Genomic DNA, 22399 nt, shown 5'->3' on the forward strand with positions numbered 1-22399 from the left:
TTAGAACACCTCTTTCGCATGATGCGCTGTGGCGATGGCACGCAGCACGGCACGGGCTTTATTACGAGTTTCGTCAGCTTCGGCTTGTGGAACAGAATCAAGAACCACGCCGCAGCCTGCTTGTACGGTGGCAATGCCATCTTCAACGTAGGCAGAGCGGATCACAATGCAGGTATCTAAATCGCCATGAGCGGTCAGATAGCCGACAGCACCGCCGTAGCAACCGCGACGCACGCCTTCGGAATCAGAAATCAACTGCATCGCGCGAACTTTCGGTGCACCGGTCAAGGTGCCCATATTCATTACCGCTTGGTAAGCGTGCAGCACATCCAGATCGGCGCGAAGCGTTCCCACAACACGCGAAACCAGATGCATCACGAAGGAATAACGGTCAACTTTGGTCAGGTCGGCAACATAACGGCTACCGGGTTCACAGATACGTGCCAAGTCATTACGGGCCAAATCAACCAGCATAATATGTTCGGCCAACTCTTTGTGGTCGGTACGCATCTCCAGCTCGATACGACTATCTAAATCGGCATCTAATGAGCCATCTGCGCGGCGTCCACGCGGGCGGGTACCGGCAATTGGATAGATTTCAATTTGACGATTATTAGCGTCATATTTCAGCGCGCTTTCTGGCGATGCGCCGAACAGGGTGAAATCGTTATCTTGCATAAAGAACATGTATGGGCTTGGGTTGTTCTTCTTCAGCGTTTCGTAGGCCGACAGTGGCGATGGGCAAGGTAAAGAAAAGCGGCGTGAAGGGACAACCTGGAATACTTCTCCAATTCGTACCGCTTCTTTCATCTGCTCAACAACGGCGCAAAACTCTTCATCGCTTTGGCTGACGCTCAGTTGCATATCTTCGATATGTTGGCTCGGGATCGGCTGTGGTGCCTGTTGCAACTGGTGTTGTAACTGCTCTAAACGTGCGTGAAGACGTTGTTTCTCACTCTCTGATGGCGTAAACAGACTTGCCTGTAGACGGCTGCTACGACTCTGGTGATCGAGTACCAATAACGTTTCCGCTAAATAGAAGCAGAAATCTGGGCAACGCTGCGCCGCGGGTAATTGTGGTAAATCTTCAAAACCGGCAACTAAGTCATAGGCGAATAGGCCGCCGAGGAACATGGCTTCGCGTTCATCTGCCGGGGTTTCTACCACTTGCAGTATTTGGCGCAGTGCATCAAATACCGAGCGCGAACGCAGGCGAGCATCTTCATCTTGCAGCGGGTTGATTGCAGGGAAGGTCAGCTCACGACCGTTTGGACGTACATTATTGATTACATCATCTGGCAGAGCGGCATCGAGCAAAGGCAACAAGGACGCGCCGTTGCTGGTCAACGCTTGAACAGAAACCTGGCGGCCCAAAGCAGTGAAACGCAGCGCGCTGTCTACCACCAGCAGGCTTTTTAAATCTTGTTTGCTATCAATCTCGGCAGATTCGAATAACAGCGTAGCCGGACGTGCGCCGCAAAGTTGCTGGAAGATAGCAGTAGGATCATCACGATAGCATCCTTGTGCTGTCAGTAACTCTAAGCGAGGGCGTTGAATAGTCATATTATTTCCTTAAACGTCCGGTACTTCTCTGACCGGTTGAAAGCAATTTTTTAGCCATAAAAAAACCCGCATTATGCGGGCTTCGGGTATCTGCAGTGCCTGATGACAGCTATGCGTGATTACACCGCCCGCGAAAGGGAGGTACGCCACCAGCTGAGTAAAGAGAACATATTCATTTTCATCATCAAGCACTCTTATGTTTGTCATTAAACCGATCTTAGGGTCGCGATATTTCGCGTAACTGCGTACTAGTAAACTAGTTCGAGGGCGTGAAGTCAACCTTCTTTTATAAACTTCTTACAAGGAACTCTTTTAAGGCGGATTGCGCCCCTAATATTGCGCAAAAATATGGTGTAAGCAAGATGACTCACAGATTGCGTTAACCAGTCAGCTCTGAACGCGTTATGATAGCGGCCGCTTTAAATTACAGGTTTTCATTGAATTAATAATTATGACGTTATCTCCCCCGGAAGAACAAAGCCTGAGTTCGGCTTTTAAACTCTACGATCTACATAGCCACACGACGGCGTCAGACGGTCACTTATCGCCGCAAGCGTTGGTTGCAAGAGCCGTTGAAATGCGAGTTAACGTATTGGCGATAACCGATCATGACAGCACTGAAGGGCTTGACCGCGCAGCCCAAGCGATTGCTGAACAGGCATTGCCCCTGCAACTGATTAACGGGGTGGAAATCTCTACGCTGTGGGAAAACCTTGAGATTCATATTGTCGGATTACGTATCGATGCGCAGCATCCGGCGATGCAAACGTTATTAGCTGCACAGGCCACACGCCGTATTGAACGGGCGCAAGAAATGGGGAACCGGCTGGCGAAAGCGCGTATTGAAGGGGCATGGGAAGGCGCATTGCGTTTGGCTGATGGCGGCGCTGTCACGCGCGCGCATTTTGCCCGTTATTTGGTTGAGGTCGGTGCTGCCGATAATATTGCGCAAGTATTTAAAAAATATCTCGCCAAAGGCAAGACCGGTTATGTACCGCCACAGTGGTGTACAATTAAAGAAGCGATTGATGCTATCCATCAATCAGGGGGGCAAGCGGTTGTTGCTCATCCGGGACGTTATGATCTTTCAACCAAATGGTTAAAAAGATTATTAGCGTTCTTTGCCGAGCAGGGCGGCGATGCGATGGAAGTCGCGCAGTGCCAGCAGGCCCCGCAGGAACGTACCCAGCTTGCCGGTCTGGCACGCGACTACAATTTATTAGCTTCACAGGGCTCAGATTTTCATCAGCCTTGTTCTTGGATTGAACTGGGAAGAAAGCTCTGGCTGCCCGGTGGCGTAGAACCGGTATGGCAATCCTGGCCGTAGCCCGAAGTGTCATCGCTACACGCTTGCCAGCGCTATGATTAATGGTAGAGGTCGTGACCAAGGAAACGGGAAAGAAAACCTGCCATCCTTGTTGATGACCTCTGCAGGGTTTAACGCGTTATTTAACGCAGTGAAAGAGGAATTATCATGAGTCAGTTTTTTTATGTTCACCCGGATAATCCGCAGCCGCGCTTGATTTCACAAGCCGTTGAATTTTTAAGAAAAGGCTGCGTGATCGTCTATCCAACGGATTCCGGTTATGCGCTTGGCTGTCGTTTAGAAGAAAAAGCGGCGATGGAGCGTATCTGTCGAATTCGTCAGCTGGACAGCAATCATAACTTTACCTTGGTCTGTCGTGACCTGTCCGAGTTGTCAACCTATGCACATGTTGATAACGCGGCTTTCCGGCTGATTAAAAACAATACGCCGGGAAATTACACTTTTATCCTCAAAGCGACCAAAGAAGTACCACGCCGCTTGATGAGTGAAAAACGTAAAACGATTGGCCTGCGTGTTCCGTCAAACGCTATTGCGTTGGCGCTATTAGAAGAGTTGGGCGAACCACTGATGTCGACCAGCCTTATGCTGCCAGGCAATGACTTTGCCGAGTCCGATCCAGAAGAGATCCGCGATAACATGGGCAAGCTGGTGGATTTAATCCTCAACGGCGGTTCCATTGGTCAGCAGCCAACCACGGTGGTCGATCTTACCGACGCTTCGCCAGAGGTTGTACGCGTTGGCACCGGCGATCCTCAGCCGTTTTATTGAGTTTATTTGCCCTCGTGTCGGCATTTCCTCATGCTCAATAACCGCTGTGTTCTATTATTTAAAAGCGCCGGAAGGCGCATTATTCCACGTTTATTTTTGCACAAAAAACAATCATTATTTTTAGAATCATTGGGGCCGGAATTAGTATAGAATACGAGGCCCTTTAACACCTGTGTAACGCCGGTGTTAACCTGCGGTGCTGCAAACATGTGAAAAATTATATGGTTATGGTGAAATCAGCCGTAACTTACTGACGTAGAAAATACAATGACGCCTGTGAAGGCGACAAATGAGGTTGCTCAATGAGCGAGAAGTTTAATTCCAATAAGCAAAAGAATGACCGCTTTAAATCTGACAAGCCGCGTGCAAATCGCGCTGATACAGACAAATCGCGTTCTGACCGCCCACGTGCAGACAAGCCACGTAGCGCCAAGCCGGGTGCAGATAAGCCTCGCGGTGAAAAATCCCGAATCGAAAAACCACGCGCTGATAGTAGCCGCATAGAAAAGCCTCGCCAGACAAAGCCGAAGGCTGACTCATTACGTGTCAAAAACATCGATATCGTCGCTGATGAGACCGAAGAAGCACCAAAATACGAAAAGCCGAAGAATGCGCTTAACGAAGGTGAAGGTCCGCAGAGCGAAAAATTGCAAAAAATCTTGGCGCGCGCTGGTCACGGTTCTCGTCGCGAAGTTGAAGCCATGATCCAACAAGGTCGCGTCAGCGTTGACGGCAAGATCTCTACATTGGGCGACCGTGTAGAATTGAATGCCGGTACTAAAATCCGTCTTGATGGCCATGTGTTGTCAATTATTGAAGCGCAGGACACGGTTTGCCGCGTGCTTGCGTACTACAAGCCAGAAGGTGAGTTGTGTACTCGCAGCGACCCGGAAGGCCGTCCAACGGTATTCGACCGTTTGCCAAAAATGCGTGGCTCACGCTGGGTAGCGGTTGGGCGTCTGGATGTTAACACCTCTGGTTTGCTGCTGTTCACCACCGATGGTGAATTGGCTAACCGTTTGATGCACCCAAGCCGTGAAGTTGAGCGCGAATACGCCGTGCGCGTGTTTGGCCAGATTGACGATGAAAAAATCAAACAACTGAGCCGTGGCGTACAGCTTGAAGATGGTCCTGCGGCATTCCGTAGCATCAAATACCAGGGCGGTGAAGGGCTGAACCAGTGGTACAACGTGACGTTGACCGAAGGCCGTAACCGTGAAGTTCGCCGTCTGTGGGAAGCCGTTGGCGTACAGGTAAGCCGATTGATCCGCGTGCGCTATGGTGATCTTAATCTGCCGAAAGGTTTGCCGCGCGGGGGTTATAAAGAGTTAGACCTGCCGGATATCAACTATTTGCGCCAACTGGTTGCCCTGACAGAAGAAACGGTCAGCAAGATGCCAGTAGAGCGCGATCGCCGTCGCGTGAAGGCTAACCAGATCCGTCGTGCAGTGAAACGTCATACTCAGGTCACGCCAGCACGTCGTGGCGGAACCCCGAGCAAGCGCCAGGGTTAATTTGCCATTGTGCTAATATGATTGTTGTCGAATCACTATTATGTATAAAGCTAAAACCACCTCCTAAGTGAGGTGGTTTTTTATAATGGAACCCAAATCAGGGAGAGGCATTGAAACTTTATCTCATCAGACATGGGCAGACACAGGCCGATGTCAACGGCGTAATTTGTGGTAGCAGTGATATCGGCCTTACTGAACTTGGAAAACAACAGGCAAAGCATCTAGCCAATATGCTGGCATCAGTGCGGCTTGATGGCATTATTCATAGCGGCATGCTGCGCAGTGAGCAAACAGCAAATATTATTCTCGGCCAGCGTGATATTAACCTCGAAACCCAAACGCTGGCGCAAGAAATCTGTTTTGGACAGTGGGAGTTACGTTGTCACAGCGAGGTAAAGTCATCTGCAACAGTAAGTTATGCAGATTGGTGTCGAGACTGGCAATTGGCAGAAGTACCCGGTGGTGAGCTATTCGCCGATTTTAGCCAGCGTATTCGTCGGGCGCTAAATCAACTTTACCTGCGCCCTGCAAATAGCCAGTTAGCGATTATCGGTGAGCAGGGCGCGCTCAGCTTTATGTTAGCGATGATGCTAAAGCTCGCGCCAGCTGACATGCTGCGTTTTCCATTCCATCAGGGCAGTTTATGCGAAGTGGAACTGACCAACGGATATTGTGTGATTCAGCGTTTTAATGATACTGGATTACTGGCTATGCCAGAGGCAAGCTCCTTGGGGTCCTCTACCAATCAATGCCTTGCTGAGCCATAATTCCGGCGTCAAAAGCGTGTTTAACTGGGCGAAGCTCGCTCACGGTATCGGCGAGCTCGAGTAAATCCCGGTGGCAGCCTCGGCCGGTAATAATCACAGTCTGATGCGCAGGACGGTGATTCAGCGCGTCCAGCACCTCCTGTAGCGCCAGATAGCCAAAACTGAGCATGTAGGTCAGCTCATCCAGCACCACTAAATCCAACGACGTATCCGCCAGCATTCTTTTTCCGTGCAGCCAGACATCCTGACAAGCTTGCGTATCGCTTGCTTTATTTTGAGTTTCCCAGGTAAAGCCGGTGGACATAACCTGGAATTCAACGCCGTGTGGCTCCAGCAGATTTCGCTCGCCGTTTGGCCATTCGCCCTTGATAAATTGAATGACACCTGCACGTTGACCATGACCAACGGCGCGGGTGACAGTACCAAAGGCCGCAGTTGTTTTACCTTTACCATTGCCGGTAAAGATAATCAGTATCCCTCGCGCTTCTTTGGCCGCTGCAATACGGGCATCAACCTGTTCTTTTAACCGTTGTTGACGCTGCTGGTGACGATCCTCGCTCATTGATGATCCCGTTTATTCCGCAGGGCCAGCTTTGCGGCCTGGCTGTGCGTCAAAGCTAATGCCGGTTTTGCGACGGCTGTCATCGCCCATTAAATACAGGTACAGCGGCATAATTTCGGCCGGCGTTTTTAACTTTTGTGCATTTTCATCCGGGAAGGCAGATGCGCGCATTTTTGTGCGTGTTCCCCCCGGATTGATGCAATTGACCCGCAAGTTAGTCTGTTTATATTCTTCAGCCAGGACTTGCATCATCCCTTCGGTAGCAAACTTAGACACCGAGTAAATTCCCCAGCCGCTGCGGCCTTGACGACCTACGCTTGAAGACGTAAAGACCAACGAGGCGTTGGCAGATTTTAACAACAACGGCAGCAATGCCTGCGTGAGCATGAAGGTGGCATTAACGTTCACTTGCATCACGTTATTCCAGTCTTCGAGTTTAATCTCTGCCATGGGTACTATTTCACTGAGCAGCCCTGCATTATGAAGTACGCCGTCAAGGTGCGGTGCCCATTCAGCTATTGTGGTCGCGACACGCTGGCAATCTTGTTGGCTCGCGGTCAGTAAATCTAGCGTAATGATATTGGCGGGGCGCAGGCCGGCATTAGCAATCTCTCGCTGTACAGATTGCAGTTTACTTTCGGTGCGTCCTAACAGGATGACTCGCGCGCCAAAACGGGCATAAGACAAGGCAGCTTCACGGCCGATACCATCACCGGCACCGGTAACCAAAATGATGCGATCGTTAAGTAAGTCTGATTTTGGATGGTAATGCACGCTAACTCCTTAAAAATGAGACGCTGAGGAGATTGATAAATTTTTCCTCAACCCGATATATGAAGGGGAGCCTAAATGCTCAACCCAAATGTGATGCTCTGTATTGGTTTTAAAAGACGATGGATATATTCCGCCAATACACCTGAATTTCAAGGGATAAGCTCTTAATTACCGATTTATATGTAACAAAAACAAATCATGATGACCGCATCTTTCGCCGTTTTCTGTTTGTTTTACCAGCAAAGTCACGGTTGTTTACCTCTGAACCAGATTCAGACAAGACTCACTGACTGTGATTGACTAGAATGCTATTTATCTTTTACCAAGCTGTTTAAAAGGCGGTTTTTGTGGATCTACTCTCTCTTTATGGACTATTTTTGGCGAAAGTTGTCACGGTGGTGATTGCCATCGGCGCGTTGGTCGTATTGATACTTAGCCAACGGCAGCGCAAAGGTGCCGCAAAAGGTGAGCTTCATTTAAAAGATTTAGGTGAAGAGTACCGTGAAATGCAACGTGAAATGCGTACCGCTCGTCTGGACCCGATTGCGCAGAAGTTACGTAATAAAGAATTTAAAAAGCAGGAGAAGCTCGAAGCCAAGCAAAAGAAACAGCTGGCTAAAACGGGCGTGGCAAACAGCAAGTCCTGTCTGTATGTTCTCGATTTTAAAGGCAGTATGGATGCGCACGAAGTCACCTCACTGCGTGAAGAAATCTCTGCGGTATTGGCCGTTGCAACACCGGCTGATGAAGTGCTATTGCGCTTAGAAAGTCCAGGCGGTGTGGTGCACGGTTATGGGCTGGCGGCATCACAACTGGTGCGTCTGCGTGAAGCTGGAGTGCGTCTTACCGTCGTTGTCGATAAAGTTGCCGCTAGCGGTGGTTATATGATGGCCTGCGTCGCGGATCGCATTGTATCTGCACCCTTCGCGATTATCGGTTCTATCGGCGTAGTGGCGCAAATCCCGAACTTCAGCCGCCTGCTGAAAAAAAATAATATTGATGTTGAGCTGCACACTGCCGGAGAATTCAAACGCACACTGACATTATTTGGTGAAAATACCGAAGAAGGGCGTGAGAAGTTCCGCGAAGATTTGAACGAAACCCACGTACTATTTAAAGAGTTCGTGCATCAAAATCGCCCGGCATTGGATATTAATGCTGTGGCTACAGGAGAACACTGGTTTGGTCTGCAAGCGCTTGAAAAAGGCTTAGTTGATGAAATTGGTACCAGTGATGATTTGCTGATTGCCGAGATGGAAAAACATGAAGTCATTTCGGTACGCTTTAGCCGTCGTAAACGTGTCATGGACCGTTTTACTGGCAGCGCTGCTGAAAGTGTGGACCGTCTGTTTTTACGCTGGTTACAGCGTAGCCAAAAGCCATTGTTATAGGTCAAGGCAATCAAGTGTTTAAGGGGCTAAGGCCCCTTTTTTATTCAGCAAAGCTGTTAATCCTGCAAGGTGTATTTATCAGAAAAACAGTGGGCTAAATATTTAAACATATTGAATACTGCGGTCGTTTTTAGCGTAGGTAAGCCGTTATCATCTAAAAAGAATGGGCCGTGGAAAACCAGCACGCCACCTTTTTCTTCGACACTGGTAGCCATCATGCCTGGTTGATAATCTTGATGTTCAGTGATCGCTTTGTTTGCTTCAATTAGCAATGCATGGCGAGCGATCGCCGTTTTATTTTCATGCATGTTGCTCTCCCTCTCAAATAACAATTGCCAACATTCTAATCTTATCGCGTTTAAAGCCGCAATTTATATAAGGGTAATAAATGCGTTGTGGCTAATTATTGCTCAGGTTGGCGTATTCTTCATTTACATGCTAATTAAGTTGCGTGGCAATTTTTATCAGGTAAAGTGTGGGATTTTGTGGCTTCGGCTGGAATCATTTGTTTACGATTTCATCTCATCTATTGTTGTCAGCTTGTTCCATAGATTGATGGTTTTTAGTTAAAAATCAAAATATTCATCGGGTTATGTTTGAATGGCGCTGTTTGTGCTCGGGGCGAAAAAATATGTTGACGTCCTGATTCACTTCCGCAATATAAAAAAAGACATTGGAATGTGCCACGGCATAACAAGACAAAATCTTCCTTGGTGGGAAGAATAATTTAGGTAAAAAGGTAATTATGGGCAAAGCTCTCGTAATAGTTGAGTCCCCGGCAAAAGCCAAAACGATAAATAAGTATTTAGGAAATGACTACGTGGTTAAGTCCAGCGTTGGTCATATCCGTGATTTACCGACTAGTGGTTCAGTGAGCAAAAAAAGCCCGGCCTCAACCGAAGATAAAACGAAGAAAAAAGTTAAAAAGGATGAGAAAACCGCATTAGTCAATCGCATGGGGGTTGACCCTTACCACGGTTGGGAAGCGCAATACGAGATACTGCCGGGCAAAGAAAAGGTGGTCTCCGAGTTAAAAGCGCTGGCCGAAAAAGCTGACCACATCTATCTCGCAACCGACCTTGACCGCGAAGGAGAGGCAATTGCCTGGCATTTGCGGGAAGTGATTGGTGGCGACGATAAACGCTTTAGCCGCGTTGTTTTTAACGAAATTACTAAAAACGCTATTCAACAGGCGTTTAACCAACCGGGCGAACTCAACATCGACCGGGTCAATGCTCAACAAGCGCGTCGTTTTATGGACCGTGTGGTGGGCTACATGGTTTCTCCGCTGCTGTGGAAGAAAATTGCGCGTGGCCTCTCTGCAGGACGTGTGCAGTCTGTTGCCGTACGTTTAGTGGTTGAGCGCGAAAAAGAGATCAAAGCTTTTGTGCCGGAAGAGTATTGGGAACTGCATGCTGATTTGCAGGCCAATAAAGACGTCGCGCTGCAAATGCAGGTCACGCATCACCAAGATAAGCCTTTCAAGCCGGTCAATCGTGAGCAGACGCATGCTGCGGTTTCTCTGCTGGAGAAAGCGCGTTATACCGTGGTCGATCGCGAAGACAAACCGACCAGCAGCAAACCTAGCGCACCTTTTATCACGTCTACGTTGCAACAAGCGGCGAGTACCCGTTTAAGCTTCGGCGTGAAGAAAACCATGATGATGGCGCAGCGCCTGTATGAAGCTGGACACATCACTTATATGCGTACCGACTCAACCAACTTGAGTAGCGATGCAGTAGAGATGGTGCGCGGCTATATCGGCGATAATTTCGGTGCTAAATACCTGCCGAAAACGGCAAACCAATACAGCAACAAAGAAAACTCACAAGAAGCGCATGAAGCGATTCGTCCTTCTGATGTGAACGTATTGTCTGAGCAGCTCAAAGACATGGAAGCCGACGCACAGAAACTGTATCAGCTGATTTGGCGTCAGTTTGTTGCCTGTCAGATGATGCCAGCACAATATGACTCTACTACGCTGACAGTAAAAGCTGCTGATTATGCGCTGCGAGCCAAAGGCCGTACTCTGCGTTTTGACGGCTGGACCAAAGTGATGCCAGCGCTGCGTAAAGGCGATGAAGATCGCACCTTGCCAGTGATTGAAGTTGGCAGCGAGTTGAACTTGCAGCAATTACTGCCAACCCAGCACTTTACCAAGCCGCCAGCGCGTTTTAGCGAAGCTTCTTTGGTTAAAGAGTTGGAAAAACGCGGTATCGGTCGTCCATCGACTTATGCATCGATCATTTCAACCATTCAGGATCGTGGCTATGTGCGTGTTGATAACCGCCGTTTCTACGCTGAAAAAATGGGTGAGATTGTTACCGAACGTCTGGAAAACAACTTCCGCGAGCTGATGAATTACGATTTCACCGCACGTATGGAAGATGGGCTGGATCAGGTGGCGAATAACCAAGCCGAGTGGAAAGCGGTGCTGGATGATTTCTTCGTTCAGTTTAGCGACCAGTTGGCGACAGCAGAGAAAGAGCCAGAAGAGGGCGGTATGCGCCCAAATCAGATGGTTCTGACCAGCATTGACTGTCCGACCTGTAGTCGTCCGATGGGAATTCGTACGGCCAGCACCGGTGTATTCCTCGGTTGTTCTGGCTATGCACTGCCGCCGAAAGAGCGTTGCAAAACCACCATTAACCTGGTGCCAGAAGCGGAAGTACTGAATATTCTCGAAGGCGATGACGCTGAAACCAACGCGTTACGTTTGAAGCGTCGCTGTGGTAAATGCGGCACGGCGATGGACAGCTACCTCATCGATAACCAGCGTAAACTTCACGTTTGTGGTAACAACCCAGAATGTGATGGTTACGAGATTGAGCAGGGAGAGTTCCGCATCAAAGGTTACGACGGTCCAGTTGTTGAATGTGACAAATGTGGTTCACCAATGCACCTTAAATTAGGTCGTTTTGGCAAATACATGGGTTGCACCAACGATGAGTGTAAAAACACGCGTAAAATCCTGCGTAACGGTGATGTTGCACCACCGAAGGAAGATCCGGTACCGTTGCCAGAGCTGCCTTGTGAAAAGTCAGATGCTTACTTTGTGTTGCGTGACGGTGCGGCAGGCGTGTTCCTGGCGGCAAATACCTTCCCTAAATCTCGCGAAACGCGCGCACCTTTAGTCGAAGAGTTACTGCGCTTCAAAGATCGCCTGCCGGAAAAACTGCGCTATCTGGCGGATGCGCCAGTCGCCGATGCTGAGGGTAACAAAGCGATGGTGCGCTTTAGCCGTAAGACTAAACAGCAGTATGTTTCTTCCGAAAAAGACGGCAAGGCGACAGGCTGGACGGCATTCTTCGTTGACGGTAAATGGGTTGTTGGTAAGCAATAATCCTCTTTGCATGACGGCAGCGAACCTGCCGTATTAAAAAACGATGCCTTTAATCCACAAAACCAGCCAATTAGGCTGGTTTTTTAATTGTATAAAGATTTATCATCAGCAGAGTTCTGCTTCGCTGTTTATTAACACATCATTCAGTGACTTCCTCTACGTTATCTGTCGTCATCTGGCTATACATCGTGTTAAGAAATGTTATTATGGTTATATAAAAATATCCTTTATTCTTTTTTGGTATTACTGGTTTTTATCCGGGGTAATGATAAGAAAAATGGTTTCCAGACCTTTCTTGGTTAAGGAAGGAGACTGGCTGACAGGGTTCAAACTAGGATGGTATAAGATATGAAATTGCAGCAGCTGCGTTATATCGTGGAGGTTGTTAACCACAACCTGAACGTCTCCTCAACCGCTGAAGGGCTTTATACTTCTCAGCCGGGGATCAGCAAGCAGGTCCGAATGCTGGAAGACGAACTTGGCATTCAAATTTTTGCTCGCAGCGGCAAGCATCTCACTCAGGTTACGCCTGCCGGGCAAGAAATTATCCGCATCGCCCGCGAAGTGCTATCCAAAGTTGATGCCATCAAGGCCGTTGCCGGTGAGCATACTTATCCCGATAAAGGTTCGCTCTATGTCGCGACTACGCATACACAAGCACGCTACGCATTACCAAATGTGATTAAAGGCTTTATCGAGCGTTATCCGCGCGTTTCATTGCATATGCATCAGGGATCTCCGACACAAATTGCCGAAGCGGTATCTAAAGGTAATGCAGATTTCGCTATTGCGACCGAAGCGCTGCATTTGTACGACGATTTGATCATGCTGCCATGTTATCACTGGAATCGTGCGGTAGTGGTTCAGCCGGACCATCCGTTAGCGGGCAAAGAAAAAGTCACCATTGAAGAGCTGGCGGCTTATCCTATCGTGACCTATACCTTTGGTTTTACTGGTCGTTCTGAGCTGGATACTGCTTTTAATCGCGCAGGGCTATCGCCACGTATCGTCTTTACCGCCACTGACGCTGACGTAATTAAAACCTATGTGCGCTTGGGGCTTGGCGTCGGTGTCATCGCGAGTATGGCCGTTGATCCTATTCAAGACCCAGATTTAGTGACAGTTGATGCAAGCGATATCTTTACCCACAGCACGACTAAAATCGGTTTCCGCCGTAGCACCTTCCTGCGTAGTTACATGTATGATTTCATTCAACGTTTCGCGCCTCATCTGACACGTGATGTGGTAGATAGCGCAATAGCGCTGCGCTCAAGTGAAGACATTGAAGCAATGTTTAAAGACGTTAAACTCCCGCATAAATAAGTGCTATCAGGCAGGACAATTTATTGTCCTGCCTGGGATATGTCACGTTGTACATCCTCTTCTTATTCAGCAATATCCTGCTTTTTCTACTCGCTTACCACCCGTGATATAGATTGGCGTCTTTACTTCCTTCTATAGAAGCGCGACGAGGATCATTTCTCCAATTGCTGAAATAGCTGAACACTTTGTGTTGTTATAAAAGTGTTAACGTTATTTTGTGTTATCTTTAGTAGATGACTTACCTTTCGGCGGGTTTTATCCGTCGAGCCATTTACGCCGGTAAGCAATGAGTAAGAAAAATGCAGTAAAAATAAGGAGAAGCTATGTCGTCCGATCTTCGTCAAAAAAGTCAGGCTAAGCTGGCAGATCTAGATAAAGAATATCACTATTACAGTTTGCCGATACTCGCCCAACAGCTTGGCAATATAGACCGCCTCCCGAAATCCCTCAAAGTCCTACTCGAAAATCTTCTGCGTAATATCGATGGTGACACTGTCACTGATGATGATCTTAAAGCGTTGGTTGATTGGCAAAAAACCGGTCATGCCGAGCGTGAAATCGCCTATCGTCCCGCGCGTGTTCTGATGCAGGACTTCACCGGTGTCCCCGCGGTGGTGGATTTAGCCGCTATGCGTCAGGCGGTAAAACGTCTGGGGGGCAATGTTGATCAGGTTAATCCCTTATCTCCGGTCGATTTGGTGATTGACCATTCTGTTACCGTGGATGCTTTTGGCGATCGCCAGGCCTTTGGTGAAAACGTCAAATTAGAGATGGAACGCAATCATGAGCGTTATATCTTCCTGCGTTGGGGGCAAAAAGCCTTTAATCGCTTCCGCGTCGTGCCACCGGGAACCGGCATCTGTCACCAGGTCAATCTTGAATATCTAGGCCAAACCGTTTGGCACGAGCAGCAAGAAGGCCGCGAAGTCGCTTATCCTGATACGCTAGTCGGCACAGATTCTCATACCACTATGATCAATGGACTCGGTGTTTTAGGCTGGGGTGTTGGCGGTATTGAGGCAGAGGCAGCGATGTTAGGTCAGCCGGTTTCCATGCTAATCCCAGATGTTGTCGGTTTTAAACTGACCGGCAAACTGGGCGAGGGGATCACCGCTACCGACTTGGTATTAACCGTTACCCAGATGCTGCGTAAGCACGGTGTTGTTGGCAAATTTGTTGAGTTTTATGGCGATGGGTTGGCTGATTTGCCGCTGGCCGATCGCGCGACGATTGCCAATATGGCGCCGGAATATGGGGCGACCTGTGGTTTCTTCCCAGTCGATGACGTCACCTTGAGTTATATGAAACTCAGCGGGCGCAGCGATGAACAAATCGCATTGGTACAGGCTTATACACAAGCACAAGGTTTGTGGCGTCACACAGGTGATGAGCCTGTCTTTACCAGCTCGCTCTCATTAGATATGGCGTTGGTCGAATCAAGCCTGGCCGGACCAAAGCGCCCGCAGGATCGCGTAGCACTACCGAATGTGCCACAAGCGTTCAAAGCGGCAACAGAATTAGAGCTCAGTACCGGTAAATCCTCACATAGTGACAGCGAAAGTTTTAGCTACCAAGGGCAGCAGCATCAGTTGACTACTGGTGCGGTGGTGATTGCCGCTATTACCTCTTGTACCAATACGTCTAACCCCAGCGTATTGATGGCCGCGGGGTTATTAGCTAAGAACGCCGCTGAAAAAGGATTAACCAGCAAGCCTTGGGTTAAAACGTCGTTAGCACCTGGCTCTAAAGTGGTGACTGATTATCTTAATGCGGCAGGTTTGATGCCGCATCTGGAAAAACTGGGCTTTGATTTGGTCGGCTATGGCTGTACGACTTGTATCGGTAACTCGGGGCCGTTGCCTGAGCCGATTGAGACGGCGATTAAAAAAGGTGATTTAACCGTAGGTGCGGTACTGTCGGGTAACCGTAACTTCGAAGGCCGTATTCACCCTCTGATCAAAACTAACTGGCTGGCCTCACCACCGCTGGTGGTTGCCTATGCGCTTGCCGGTAATATGAATATCAATCTAACCCAGGATCCACTTGGGGAAGACCAGCAGGGCAATCCGGTCTACCTGAAGGATATCTGGCCGTCGGCAAATGCGATTGCTAACGCGGTTGAACAAGTGAAAACCGACATGTTCCACAAAGAATATGCTGAAGTTTTCAACGGTGATGAAAATTGGCAGCAAATTAAAGTTGAGGGTACGCCAACTTACGACTGGCAAGAGGAATCGACCTATATTCGTCATCCGCCGTTCTTTAGCGAGATGCAGCGCGAGCCGGATCCGGTGCAAGATATCAAAGAGGCGCGGATCTTAGCGATCTTGGCCGATTCGGTGACGACTGACCATATCTCTCCTGCCGGTAATATCAAAGCCGATAGCCCAGCAGGGCGTTATCTCAAAGAGCATGGTGTTACGCCGCAAGAGTTCAACTCCTACGGTTCAAGGCGTGGTAATCATGAGGTGATGATGCGCGGCACCTTTGCCAACATCCGTATTCGTAATGAAATGGTGCCTGGTATCGAAGGTGGGATCACGCGTCATGTTCCATCACAGGAACAGATGGCCATTTACGATGCAGCAATGCGCTATCAGCAAGAGCAGGTACCGTTAGCGATAATCGCCGGTAAAGAATATGGTTCAGGTTCCAGCCGCGACTGGGCGGCGAAAGGGCCAAGATTGTTAGGTATTCGCGTGGTAATTGCTGAATCCTTTGAACGTATTCACCGTTCTAACCTCATTGGGATGGGAATACTGCCGCTAGAGTTCCCACAGGGCGTTACCCGTAAAACCTTGTCATTGCAGGGGGATGAAACCATTAGCGTTAGCGGCATGCAACAACTTAAGCCGGGGCAAACAGTGCCAGTCAACATTACCTACCCTGATGGGCGTAAAGAGGTGATACAGACTCGTTGTCGTATCGATACTGGTAATGAGCTGACGTACTTTGAAAACGGCGGCATCTTGCATTATGTGATCCGCAAGATGCTGTAATTGTTATTTTAATCACTGGGCGGTTTTTATGCCGCCAACGCAGAAGCAACGTCAAGTATGACGGGGATATAACGACAAAAGGCACCGCATAGACGGTGCCTTTTTACTCGCCACGAACAGTGATTATTTACCGAGCAAGTGCCCCATTTTGGCAGCTTTAGTCTCGAGATAATGCTCATTCTTCGGGTTGCGGCCAACAATCAACGGCACGCGTTCAACGATATTGATCCCAGCTTCAGTCAATATGTCGACTTTTTTCGGGTTATTAGTCAACAGTTGAACCTTGCTCACGCCGAGCAGCTTGAACATATCTGCGCACAGTGTGAAGTCACGCTCATCAGCGGCAAAACCCAGTTTATGATTGGCTTCGACCGTGTCATAACCTTGATCTTGCAACGCATAGGCGCGGATCTTATTCAATAGACCGATATTGCGGCCTTCTTGACGGTGATACATCAAAATTCCGCGGCCTTCTTCAGCGATGCGATTAAGCGCCGCTTCAAGTTGAAAACCACAATCGCAGCGTAAACTGAATAACGCATCACCGGTCAGGCATTCAGAATGAACACGAGCCAGAACTGGAGCGTCATCAGAAATATCGCCGAATACTAATGCCAAGTGATCGTGACCGGTAGCCAATTCTTCAAAACCGACCATCAGAAAATCGCCCCAAGGTGTTGGCAGTTTTGCTTCTGCCACCCGTTTCAGCTGCATGTTGCTCTCCAAAAAAACTACGAATGCTTGTCGTTCTTGTCGCGCATCCTACGTACAGATGCATCGGTTGACCAGTAAAAAACCGAGGGATCGCATGATTCACTAAGCTTTTCTGCCGCGTATCTTGCCATATTTTTAAATTAGCCCAAGCAAAGTTAGCTAGAAATTATTCGCTCTACATATGCAGTAGCGTTATAAGCGTAAAAGAAGCTCAATAACTGAGTGTTAAATAAGCACTTAACGTAAATTTAAACATAAATCATGCTTAAGATTGCTACAATTTAGGTCTCTGGATTGAAGAGGTCTTTATGCTAAAAATTGCGATGCGGACATTTTGGGCTGGCGTATTGTTATTGTTGTTACCTGCAATAGTTTGGCTCACCGGATGGCTATGGTCACCCGCTCTAAATACTCACCTGTTGCGTTCAGTTTATTGGGTTTCTGAAACGGTTAGCTCCCCTTGGGGCGTGTTGACAAGTTTACTTCTGAGTATCTGGTTTTTATGGTGCCTGCGATTTCGTATCAAACCTGCTTTTGTGCTGTTGGTGATTATTGCCGCTGCTCTGGTTGTGGGGCAGGGAATAAAAAATTACGTAAAGATCCAGGTACAAGAACCTCGACCTTATGTGCAATGGCTCGGTACAACAACGCATATGGACGTTACGGCTTTCTATGCAATGAAATCTAGAGACCGAAGTAAAATGGTTGAACATCAATTAGAAAACAGCCAACAAATTCCTAAATGGCTCGGCAAAAGCTGGGAAGCAGATACCGATTATGCCTTCCCCTCTGGACATACTATGTTTGCTGCTACTTGGGCTTTACTTGCTGTCGGAATATTGTGGCCACGCCGCCATTATAAAACCGTGATTGTTTTAATGCTGTGGGCAACCATAGTAATGGCGAGCAGGTTATTGCTTGGCATGCACTGGCCGCGTGATTTGATGGCATCGGTCGGAATCAGTTGGCTACTGGTGGCTGTGTCGAGCTGGTTAACGCAAAAATTTGTTGGGCCGCTGACTTTACCTGCACGAGAGCAGCAAGAGGTTACTGAGCGTAAGGAGCGCTAATTCTTGATTGTGGCATAATTTTAGATGTTCTTTCATATAGTAGACTATCGTTGATAACATTGTGGCCGATAACCTTATCATTGATAACTGCTGCCATTGATAACATTGTCGTTGCTAATATGGCGCTGACTAACAATGTAGTCGCTTGTTACTTAACTTATGTTTAGCGATCGCTTTAAACTACGGATGCTGCCCCCATCTTTTATCAAGAGAGTCAGTATTGTCTGAACTTTCAGCGATAAAAGGGATATGTAGCGGCATTATTTCCCTGCTGCGAAGGGAAATGCTAACTTATTAGGTCGTGGCGTCAGTTTTTGGCATACTTCTATCCGGAAAACTCCGGCATTACAGGAATGAATGTGAAATATTTGCTGATTTTTTTGTTCGTTTTGGTCATCGTGATAATTTCTATCACCCTAGGTGCACACAACGACCAGGTTGTAACATTCAACTACCTGTTGGCTCAAGGCGACTATCGCGTATCCACGTTGCTCGCGGCGTTATTTGCCACGGGTTTCATTTTAGGATGGGTCATATGCGGACTGTTTTATTTGCGCGTACGTCTATCTCTTGGCCGCGCACAGCGTAAAATAAAGCGTCTGGAACAACAGATAGAACCCGCGAAGGTAGAACCTATTGGTGCGCCGCAATATCCTGCTATTAAGGAATAGTCCTTTATGTTAGAGCTGCTGTTTCTGTTGCTGCCTGTTGCAGCCGCCTATGGCTGGTACATGGGGCGCAGAAGTTCTCAGCAGGATAAACAGCAAAATGCTAACCGTCTGTCGCGTGAGTACGTAGCGGGGGTTAACTTCCTGCTTTCGAACCAACAAGATAAGGCGGTTGATCTGTTCCTCGACATGCTTAAAGAGGACAGTAGCGCTGTTGAAGCCCATTTAACACTCGGGAATCTTTTCCGTTCCCGCGGCGAAGTCGATCGCGCAATTCGTATCCATCAGTCGTTGATGGAAAGTGCTTCGCTTACCTTTGAACAACGTCTTTTAGCCGTTCAGCAGTTAGGTCGCGACTATATGGCAGCGGGTTTTTATGACCGTGCCGAAGATATGTTCAGCCAGCTATTGAAGGAAGAAGACTTTCAGCTGTTTGCCTTAGAACAATTGTTAGTTATCTATCAAGCGACCAGCGATTGGCAGAGCGCTATCGATATTGCTGAAAAGCTCGTTAAATTAGGTAAAGATAATCGTCGCAAAGAAATTGCGCATTTCTATTGCGAATTGGCATTACAAGCCATGTCCAGTGATGATATGGATAAAGCGACCGGGCTTTTAAAGAAAGCCTCTTCTGCTGATAAGCTTTGCGCCCGGGTATCGATTATGCAGGGGCGTATTCTTCTTGCGCAAACCGAGTATGCCAAGGCCGCAGAAGTGCTCAAGAAGGTACTTGAGCAGGATAAAGAACTGGTCAGTGAAATACTCCCGATACTGCAAGAGTGTTACCAGCACCTGGAACAACCTCAGCAATGGGCTGATTTTATCAAGCGTTGTGTCGATGAAAATACCGGCGCAAGCGCAGAATTAATGCTAGCCGAAGTGATTTATCACAATGAAGGCAGGGACGTTGCCCAGGTCTATATGAATCGGCAGCTACAGCGCCATCCAACGATGCGTGTATTCTATCACTTGATGGATTATCACTTAGCGGATGTAGAAGAGGGGCGAGCAAAAGAGAGCTTAGTGCTATTGCGTGATCTGGTTGGTGAGCAGATTCGTACTAAACCTCGCTACCGCTGCCATAAATGCGGATTTACTGCGCATTCTCTCTATTGGCATTGCCCGTCTTGTCGTAAGTGGGCAACCATCAAACCTATTCGCGGCCTTGATGGACAATAGCAACGCTATTGTCCGACCAGGGCCACAGGATATGCTAGTTTTACTTCTGCCTTAATTACTTCTTCTTACTCGCTGTTTTACGAGTGTTTAGCAGCGTACGCAACTTCTTCAACTCTTTCTGAGTCAATGCTGGTTCAGTATTTTCGCTGGTATGCTGGTTATCGATTTCGAGAAGTTCATCTTTCGCATGCTTGCGAGATTTCTTCTCTTCGGCGACGGTGAAGCTGGCAACTAAACGCGCACAAACTTCACTGCTTAAAGAGTGTTCTGCTTCGAGAGCTGCTGCTTTAATCTGTTCTTTCAGTTCCACAGGGATTTTGATCGTTAAGGTCGATATCTCGCTCATTTTTATACTTTTCCTTATAATAAAACCTCAACGTATGTCAGTTCATTTACGCTGTCTACTGGTACACAAAAAATTCACAAAAGTGTCACATAACGTCTTGCTGGGATTTATCGCCAGTGGCATGTAGAATGCGGGCGGCATAATTTTATCCGTGTTCTTTTTCCATTAACGCTCATCAGAGGCTGAAGATATGAAGTCTATAAATAACCAAAATAACAATGACTTAAACTCATCACCTATTGTTGTTGCACTTGATTACGCCGATAAGTCGGCAGCACTGGCATTTGTCGACGGTATTGACCCGCGTGATTGTCGTCTCAAAGTGGGTAAAGAGATGTTTACGCTTTTCGGCCCCCAGCTGGTGAAAGATCTACATTCCCGCGGTTTTGACGTGTTTCTTGACCTCAAATTCCACGATATTCCTAATACTACGGCTCATGCAGTAGCGGCGGCAGCAGATCTCGGTGTGTGGATGGTTAACGTACATGCCAGCGGTGGGGCGCGAATGATGAGCGCAGCTAAACAGGCGTTGGCCTCCTTTGGCGCTGATGCACCGTTGCTGATTGCTGTCACTGTGCTGACTAGCATGGAAGGCAGCGACTTAGCTGATTTGGGTATTACACTCTCTCCTGCTGATTATGCGGAAAAGCTGGCGCGCCTAACCCGCGATTGTGGGCTTGACGGCGTAGTCTGTTCTGCGCAAGAAGCCGCGCGTTTTAAAACGGCTCTTGGTCAAGATTTCAAATTAGTGACGCCTGGCATCCGCCCAGCAGGCAGCGCGGCTGATGACCAACGCCGCGTCATGACGCCGTTTGAAGCGATGAACGCAGGAGTTGATTACATGGTGATTGGCCGACCTATCACCCAATCTGCCGATCCGGCACAAACATTGCGTGATATTCGCGCCTCGCTAGTCTGAGAGGAGCCATAAATATGAGCAACTATAGCAATAGCCGTTTGGTTTACTCCACCGACAGCGGCAGAATCGAACAACCTAAAGCAACGGTTGAACGTCCAAAAGGCGACGGTATTGTGCGCATCGCACGTCAAACCAGCGGGCGCAAAGGCAAGGGCGTTTGCCTGATAAGTGGCATAGATGCAGATGATGCCACATTGGATAAACTGGCTGCTGAACTGAAGAAAAAATGTGGATGTGGTGGCGCAGTTAAAGATGGCGTTATCGAGATCCAAGGCGATAAGCGCGATTTACTCAAACAGTTACTCGAAGCCAAAGGTATGAAGGTGAAATTAGCCGGCGGTTAACGGCGAAATCGTCTTAGCTGATAGCGGTATCCTGTAAGTCAGAGCAGCAGGATACCGTTGAAATAGAAGTCTCTCAGTTGCCGCCTACCTGCATCTTGAGGTTTCTTGGGTAGATGGCAGGGAAGACGAAATTACTTCTTAACCTGGTTACCGATAAGTCCACCGATTGCTGCGCCACCCACGGTGCCCAAACCACTGCCATCCGTTAATATAGCCCCTCCAATCGCACCTGCTCCCGCACCGATTGCCGTGTTGCGATCGCGTTTTGACATATTGCTGCAAGCAGTCACTGACATCACTAGAACAGTCACTAAAGCGATGCTGGTAAACTTTTTGTTTAATCGAATCATGGATATTCCCCTTTTAGGTTTTCATTATTCAATTTCACAGATAAGTATAGATAATAACCGTTACCTCACCGCCTGATATTTACTGACTGACAGGCGGCCGAGTACGAACTTCATGGCGAGGCCATGAGGTTTGAACGGTGACTTATTGAGTTAGTTGAATAAAATAAAAATAATCTGGTCTTAATCTCGATGTTGATTAAGTGCGACAAAAATACTGCGAACATTAATGGTAAACTAGGTAAATAGTCTTAATTCGCAAGGGATTTTACAGGTGTTGAGAAAAAGAGCAGGGTATTTAGGTTAAGTAAAAATATTTACATATCCTGACGCTTCAGATTAACCCGGGTCAGGTTCCATCTCGTTGGTATATATCGTCATACTTCAAAATGCATGATTGTTGGTTGCCCCAGTCACTTAGTTATCTAAGGTTCACTCAGTTGCCGCCTACCTGCATCTTGAAGTTTATTGGGTATAGTTG

20 protein-coding genes and 1 other annotated feature are annotated in these 22399 nt (G+C 48.0%); of the genes, 13 read left to right on the plus strand and 7 right to left on the minus strand.

Translation table 11 applies throughout. The features are described from left to right. On the minus strand, window positions 1–1563 hold the full coding sequence (locus ACL9RG_RS19970) for an anthranilate synthase component 1 (protein WP_422794394.1): 1563 nt from the start codon (window positions 1561–1563) through the stop codon (window positions 1–3). A 56-nt stretch (window positions 1564–1619) separates the two neighbouring features. Beyond that, window positions 1620–1721, minus strand: a sequence feature (Trp leader region). A 293-nt stretch (window positions 1722–2014) separates the two neighbouring features. Between ACL9RG_RS19970 and rnm the strand changes: the two genes are divergently transcribed. From rnm to ACL9RG_RS19990, 4 genes are all read left to right on the plus strand, one after another. Continuing rightward, window positions 2015–2890 carry an RNase RNM gene (gene rnm, locus ACL9RG_RS19975; RefSeq protein WP_422794395.1) on the plus strand — a complete coding sequence of 292 codons (876 nt, stop codon included), beginning with the start codon at window positions 2015–2017 and terminating at the stop codon, window positions 2888–2890. Between the two features lie 147 nt (window positions 2891–3037). Then, the gene (locus tag ACL9RG_RS19980; protein ID WP_422794396.1) at window positions 3038–3658 is read left to right on the plus strand and encodes an L-threonylcarbamoyladenylate synthase; all 621 of its coding nucleotides are present in this window, start codon (window positions 3038–3040) and stop codon (window positions 3656–3658) included. Window positions 3659–4305: 647 nt separating this feature from the next. Continuing rightward, window positions 4306–5172, plus strand: coding sequence for a 23S rRNA pseudouridine(2605) synthase RluB (rluB, locus tag ACL9RG_RS19985; protein ID WP_422794442.1), 867 nt, complete (start codon window positions 4306–4308; stop codon window positions 5170–5172). Between the two features lie 110 nt (window positions 5173–5282). Further along, on the plus strand, window positions 5283–5939 hold the full coding sequence (locus ACL9RG_RS19990) for a histidine phosphatase family protein (protein WP_422794397.1): 657 nt from the start codon (window positions 5283–5285) through the stop codon (window positions 5937–5939). On the opposite strand, the gene cobO is transcribed toward ACL9RG_RS19990, so the two are convergent. After that, window positions 5911–6501, minus strand: coding sequence for a cob(I)yrinic acid a,c-diamide adenosyltransferase (cobO, locus tag ACL9RG_RS19995; protein WP_422794398.1), 591 nt, complete (start codon window positions 6499–6501; stop codon window positions 5911–5913). The genes ACL9RG_RS19990 and cobO overlap by 29 nt on opposite strands. A 12-nt stretch (window positions 6502–6513) precedes the next feature. Then, window positions 6514–7275, minus strand: coding sequence for a YciK family oxidoreductase (locus ACL9RG_RS20000; RefSeq protein WP_422794399.1), 762 nt, complete (start codon window positions 7273–7275; stop codon window positions 6514–6516). A 347-nt stretch (window positions 7276–7622) separates the two neighbouring features. On the opposite strand from ACL9RG_RS20000, the gene sohB reads away from it, so the two are divergent. Next, window positions 7623–8666: a protease SohB gene (gene sohB / locus ACL9RG_RS20005; protein ID WP_422794400.1), complete on the plus strand. Its 1044-nt coding sequence runs from the start codon at window positions 7623–7625 to the stop codon at window positions 8664–8666. A gap of 56 nt (window positions 8667–8722) precedes the next feature. Here sohB and ACL9RG_RS20010 read toward each other — a convergent pair whose 3' ends face one another. Then, window positions 8723–8974: a YciN family protein gene (locus tag ACL9RG_RS20010; protein ID WP_422794401.1), complete on the minus strand. Its 252-nt coding sequence runs from the start codon at window positions 8972–8974 to the stop codon at window positions 8723–8725. A 437-nt stretch (window positions 8975–9411) separates the two neighbouring features. On the opposite strand from ACL9RG_RS20010, the gene topA reads away from it, so the two are divergent. From topA to acnA, 3 genes are all read left to right on the plus strand, one after another. Beyond that, entirely contained in the window at window positions 9412–12009 is a 2598-nt protein-coding gene (gene topA, locus ACL9RG_RS20015; RefSeq protein WP_422794402.1) for a type I DNA topoisomerase, read from the plus strand. A gap of 348 nt (window positions 12010–12357) precedes the next feature. Then, window positions 12358–13332, plus strand: coding sequence for an HTH-type transcriptional regulator CysB (cysB, locus tag ACL9RG_RS20020; RefSeq protein ID WP_422794403.1), 975 nt, complete (start codon window positions 12358–12360; stop codon window positions 13330–13332). A 323-nt stretch (window positions 13333–13655) separates the two neighbouring features. Continuing rightward, on the plus strand, window positions 13656–16331 hold the full coding sequence (acnA, locus tag ACL9RG_RS20025; protein ID WP_422794404.1) for an aconitate hydratase AcnA: 2676 nt from the start codon (window positions 13656–13658) through the stop codon (window positions 16329–16331). A gap of 123 nt (window positions 16332–16454) precedes the next feature. Here the strand turns inward: acnA and ribA are convergent, their stop codons facing one another. Then, window positions 16455–17045, minus strand: a complete 591-nt coding sequence (gene ribA, locus ACL9RG_RS20030) for a GTP cyclohydrolase II (RefSeq protein ID WP_422794405.1) — start codon at window positions 17043–17045, stop codon at window positions 16455–16457. A gap of 308 nt (window positions 17046–17353) precedes the next feature. On the opposite strand from ribA, the gene pgpB reads away from it, so the two are divergent. The 3 genes from pgpB to lapB all read left to right on the plus strand — a co-directional run bounded on the left by pgpB (window position 17354) and on the right by lapB (window position 19962). Further along, window positions 17354–18115 (plus strand): phosphatidylglycerophosphatase B, encoded by a 762-nt coding sequence (gene pgpB, locus ACL9RG_RS20035; RefSeq protein ID WP_422794406.1) that lies wholly within the window; start codon window positions 17354–17356, stop codon window positions 18113–18115. 359 nt (window positions 18116–18474) lie between these two features. Further along, window positions 18475–18786, plus strand: a complete 312-nt coding sequence (locus tag ACL9RG_RS20040; RefSeq protein WP_422794443.1) for a LapA family protein — start codon at window positions 18475–18477, stop codon at window positions 18784–18786. 6 nt (window positions 18787–18792) lie between these two features. After that, window positions 18793–19962, plus strand: a complete 1170-nt coding sequence (gene lapB / locus ACL9RG_RS20045) for a lipopolysaccharide assembly protein LapB (RefSeq protein WP_422794407.1) — start codon at window positions 18793–18795, stop codon at window positions 19960–19962. A 55-nt stretch (window positions 19963–20017) separates the two neighbouring features. On the opposite strand, the gene ACL9RG_RS20050 is transcribed toward lapB, so the two are convergent. Further along, window positions 20018–20308: a hypothetical protein gene (locus tag ACL9RG_RS20050; RefSeq protein WP_422794408.1), complete on the minus strand. Its 291-nt coding sequence runs from the start codon at window positions 20306–20308 to the stop codon at window positions 20018–20020. Between the two features lie 190 nt (window positions 20309–20498). Here ACL9RG_RS20050 and pyrF point away from each other — a divergent pair, with 190 nt between their 5' ends. Together pyrF and yciH are read left to right on the plus strand one after the other, a co-directional pair. Next, a complete protein-coding gene (gene pyrF, locus ACL9RG_RS20055) occupies window positions 20499–21227 on the plus strand; it encodes an orotidine-5'-phosphate decarboxylase (protein WP_422794409.1) in 729 nt (242 codons plus the stop codon). A 14-nt stretch (window positions 21228–21241) separates the two neighbouring features. Continuing rightward, window positions 21242–21571, plus strand: a complete 330-nt coding sequence (gene yciH / locus ACL9RG_RS20060) for a stress response translation initiation inhibitor YciH (protein WP_422794410.1) — start codon at window positions 21242–21244, stop codon at window positions 21569–21571. Between the two features lie 131 nt (window positions 21572–21702). Here the strand turns inward: yciH and osmB are convergent, their stop codons facing one another. Continuing rightward, a complete protein-coding gene (gene osmB / locus ACL9RG_RS20065) occupies window positions 21703–21921 on the minus strand; it encodes an osmotically-inducible lipoprotein OsmB (RefSeq protein WP_422794411.1) in 219 nt (72 codons plus the stop codon). Window positions 21922–22399: the final 478 nt, after the last annotated feature.

This window comes from Rouxiella sp. Mn2063, from assembly GCF_049319665.1.
Classification (GTDB): Bacteria; Pseudomonadota; Gammaproteobacteria; order Enterobacterales; family Enterobacteriaceae; genus JBMOUD01.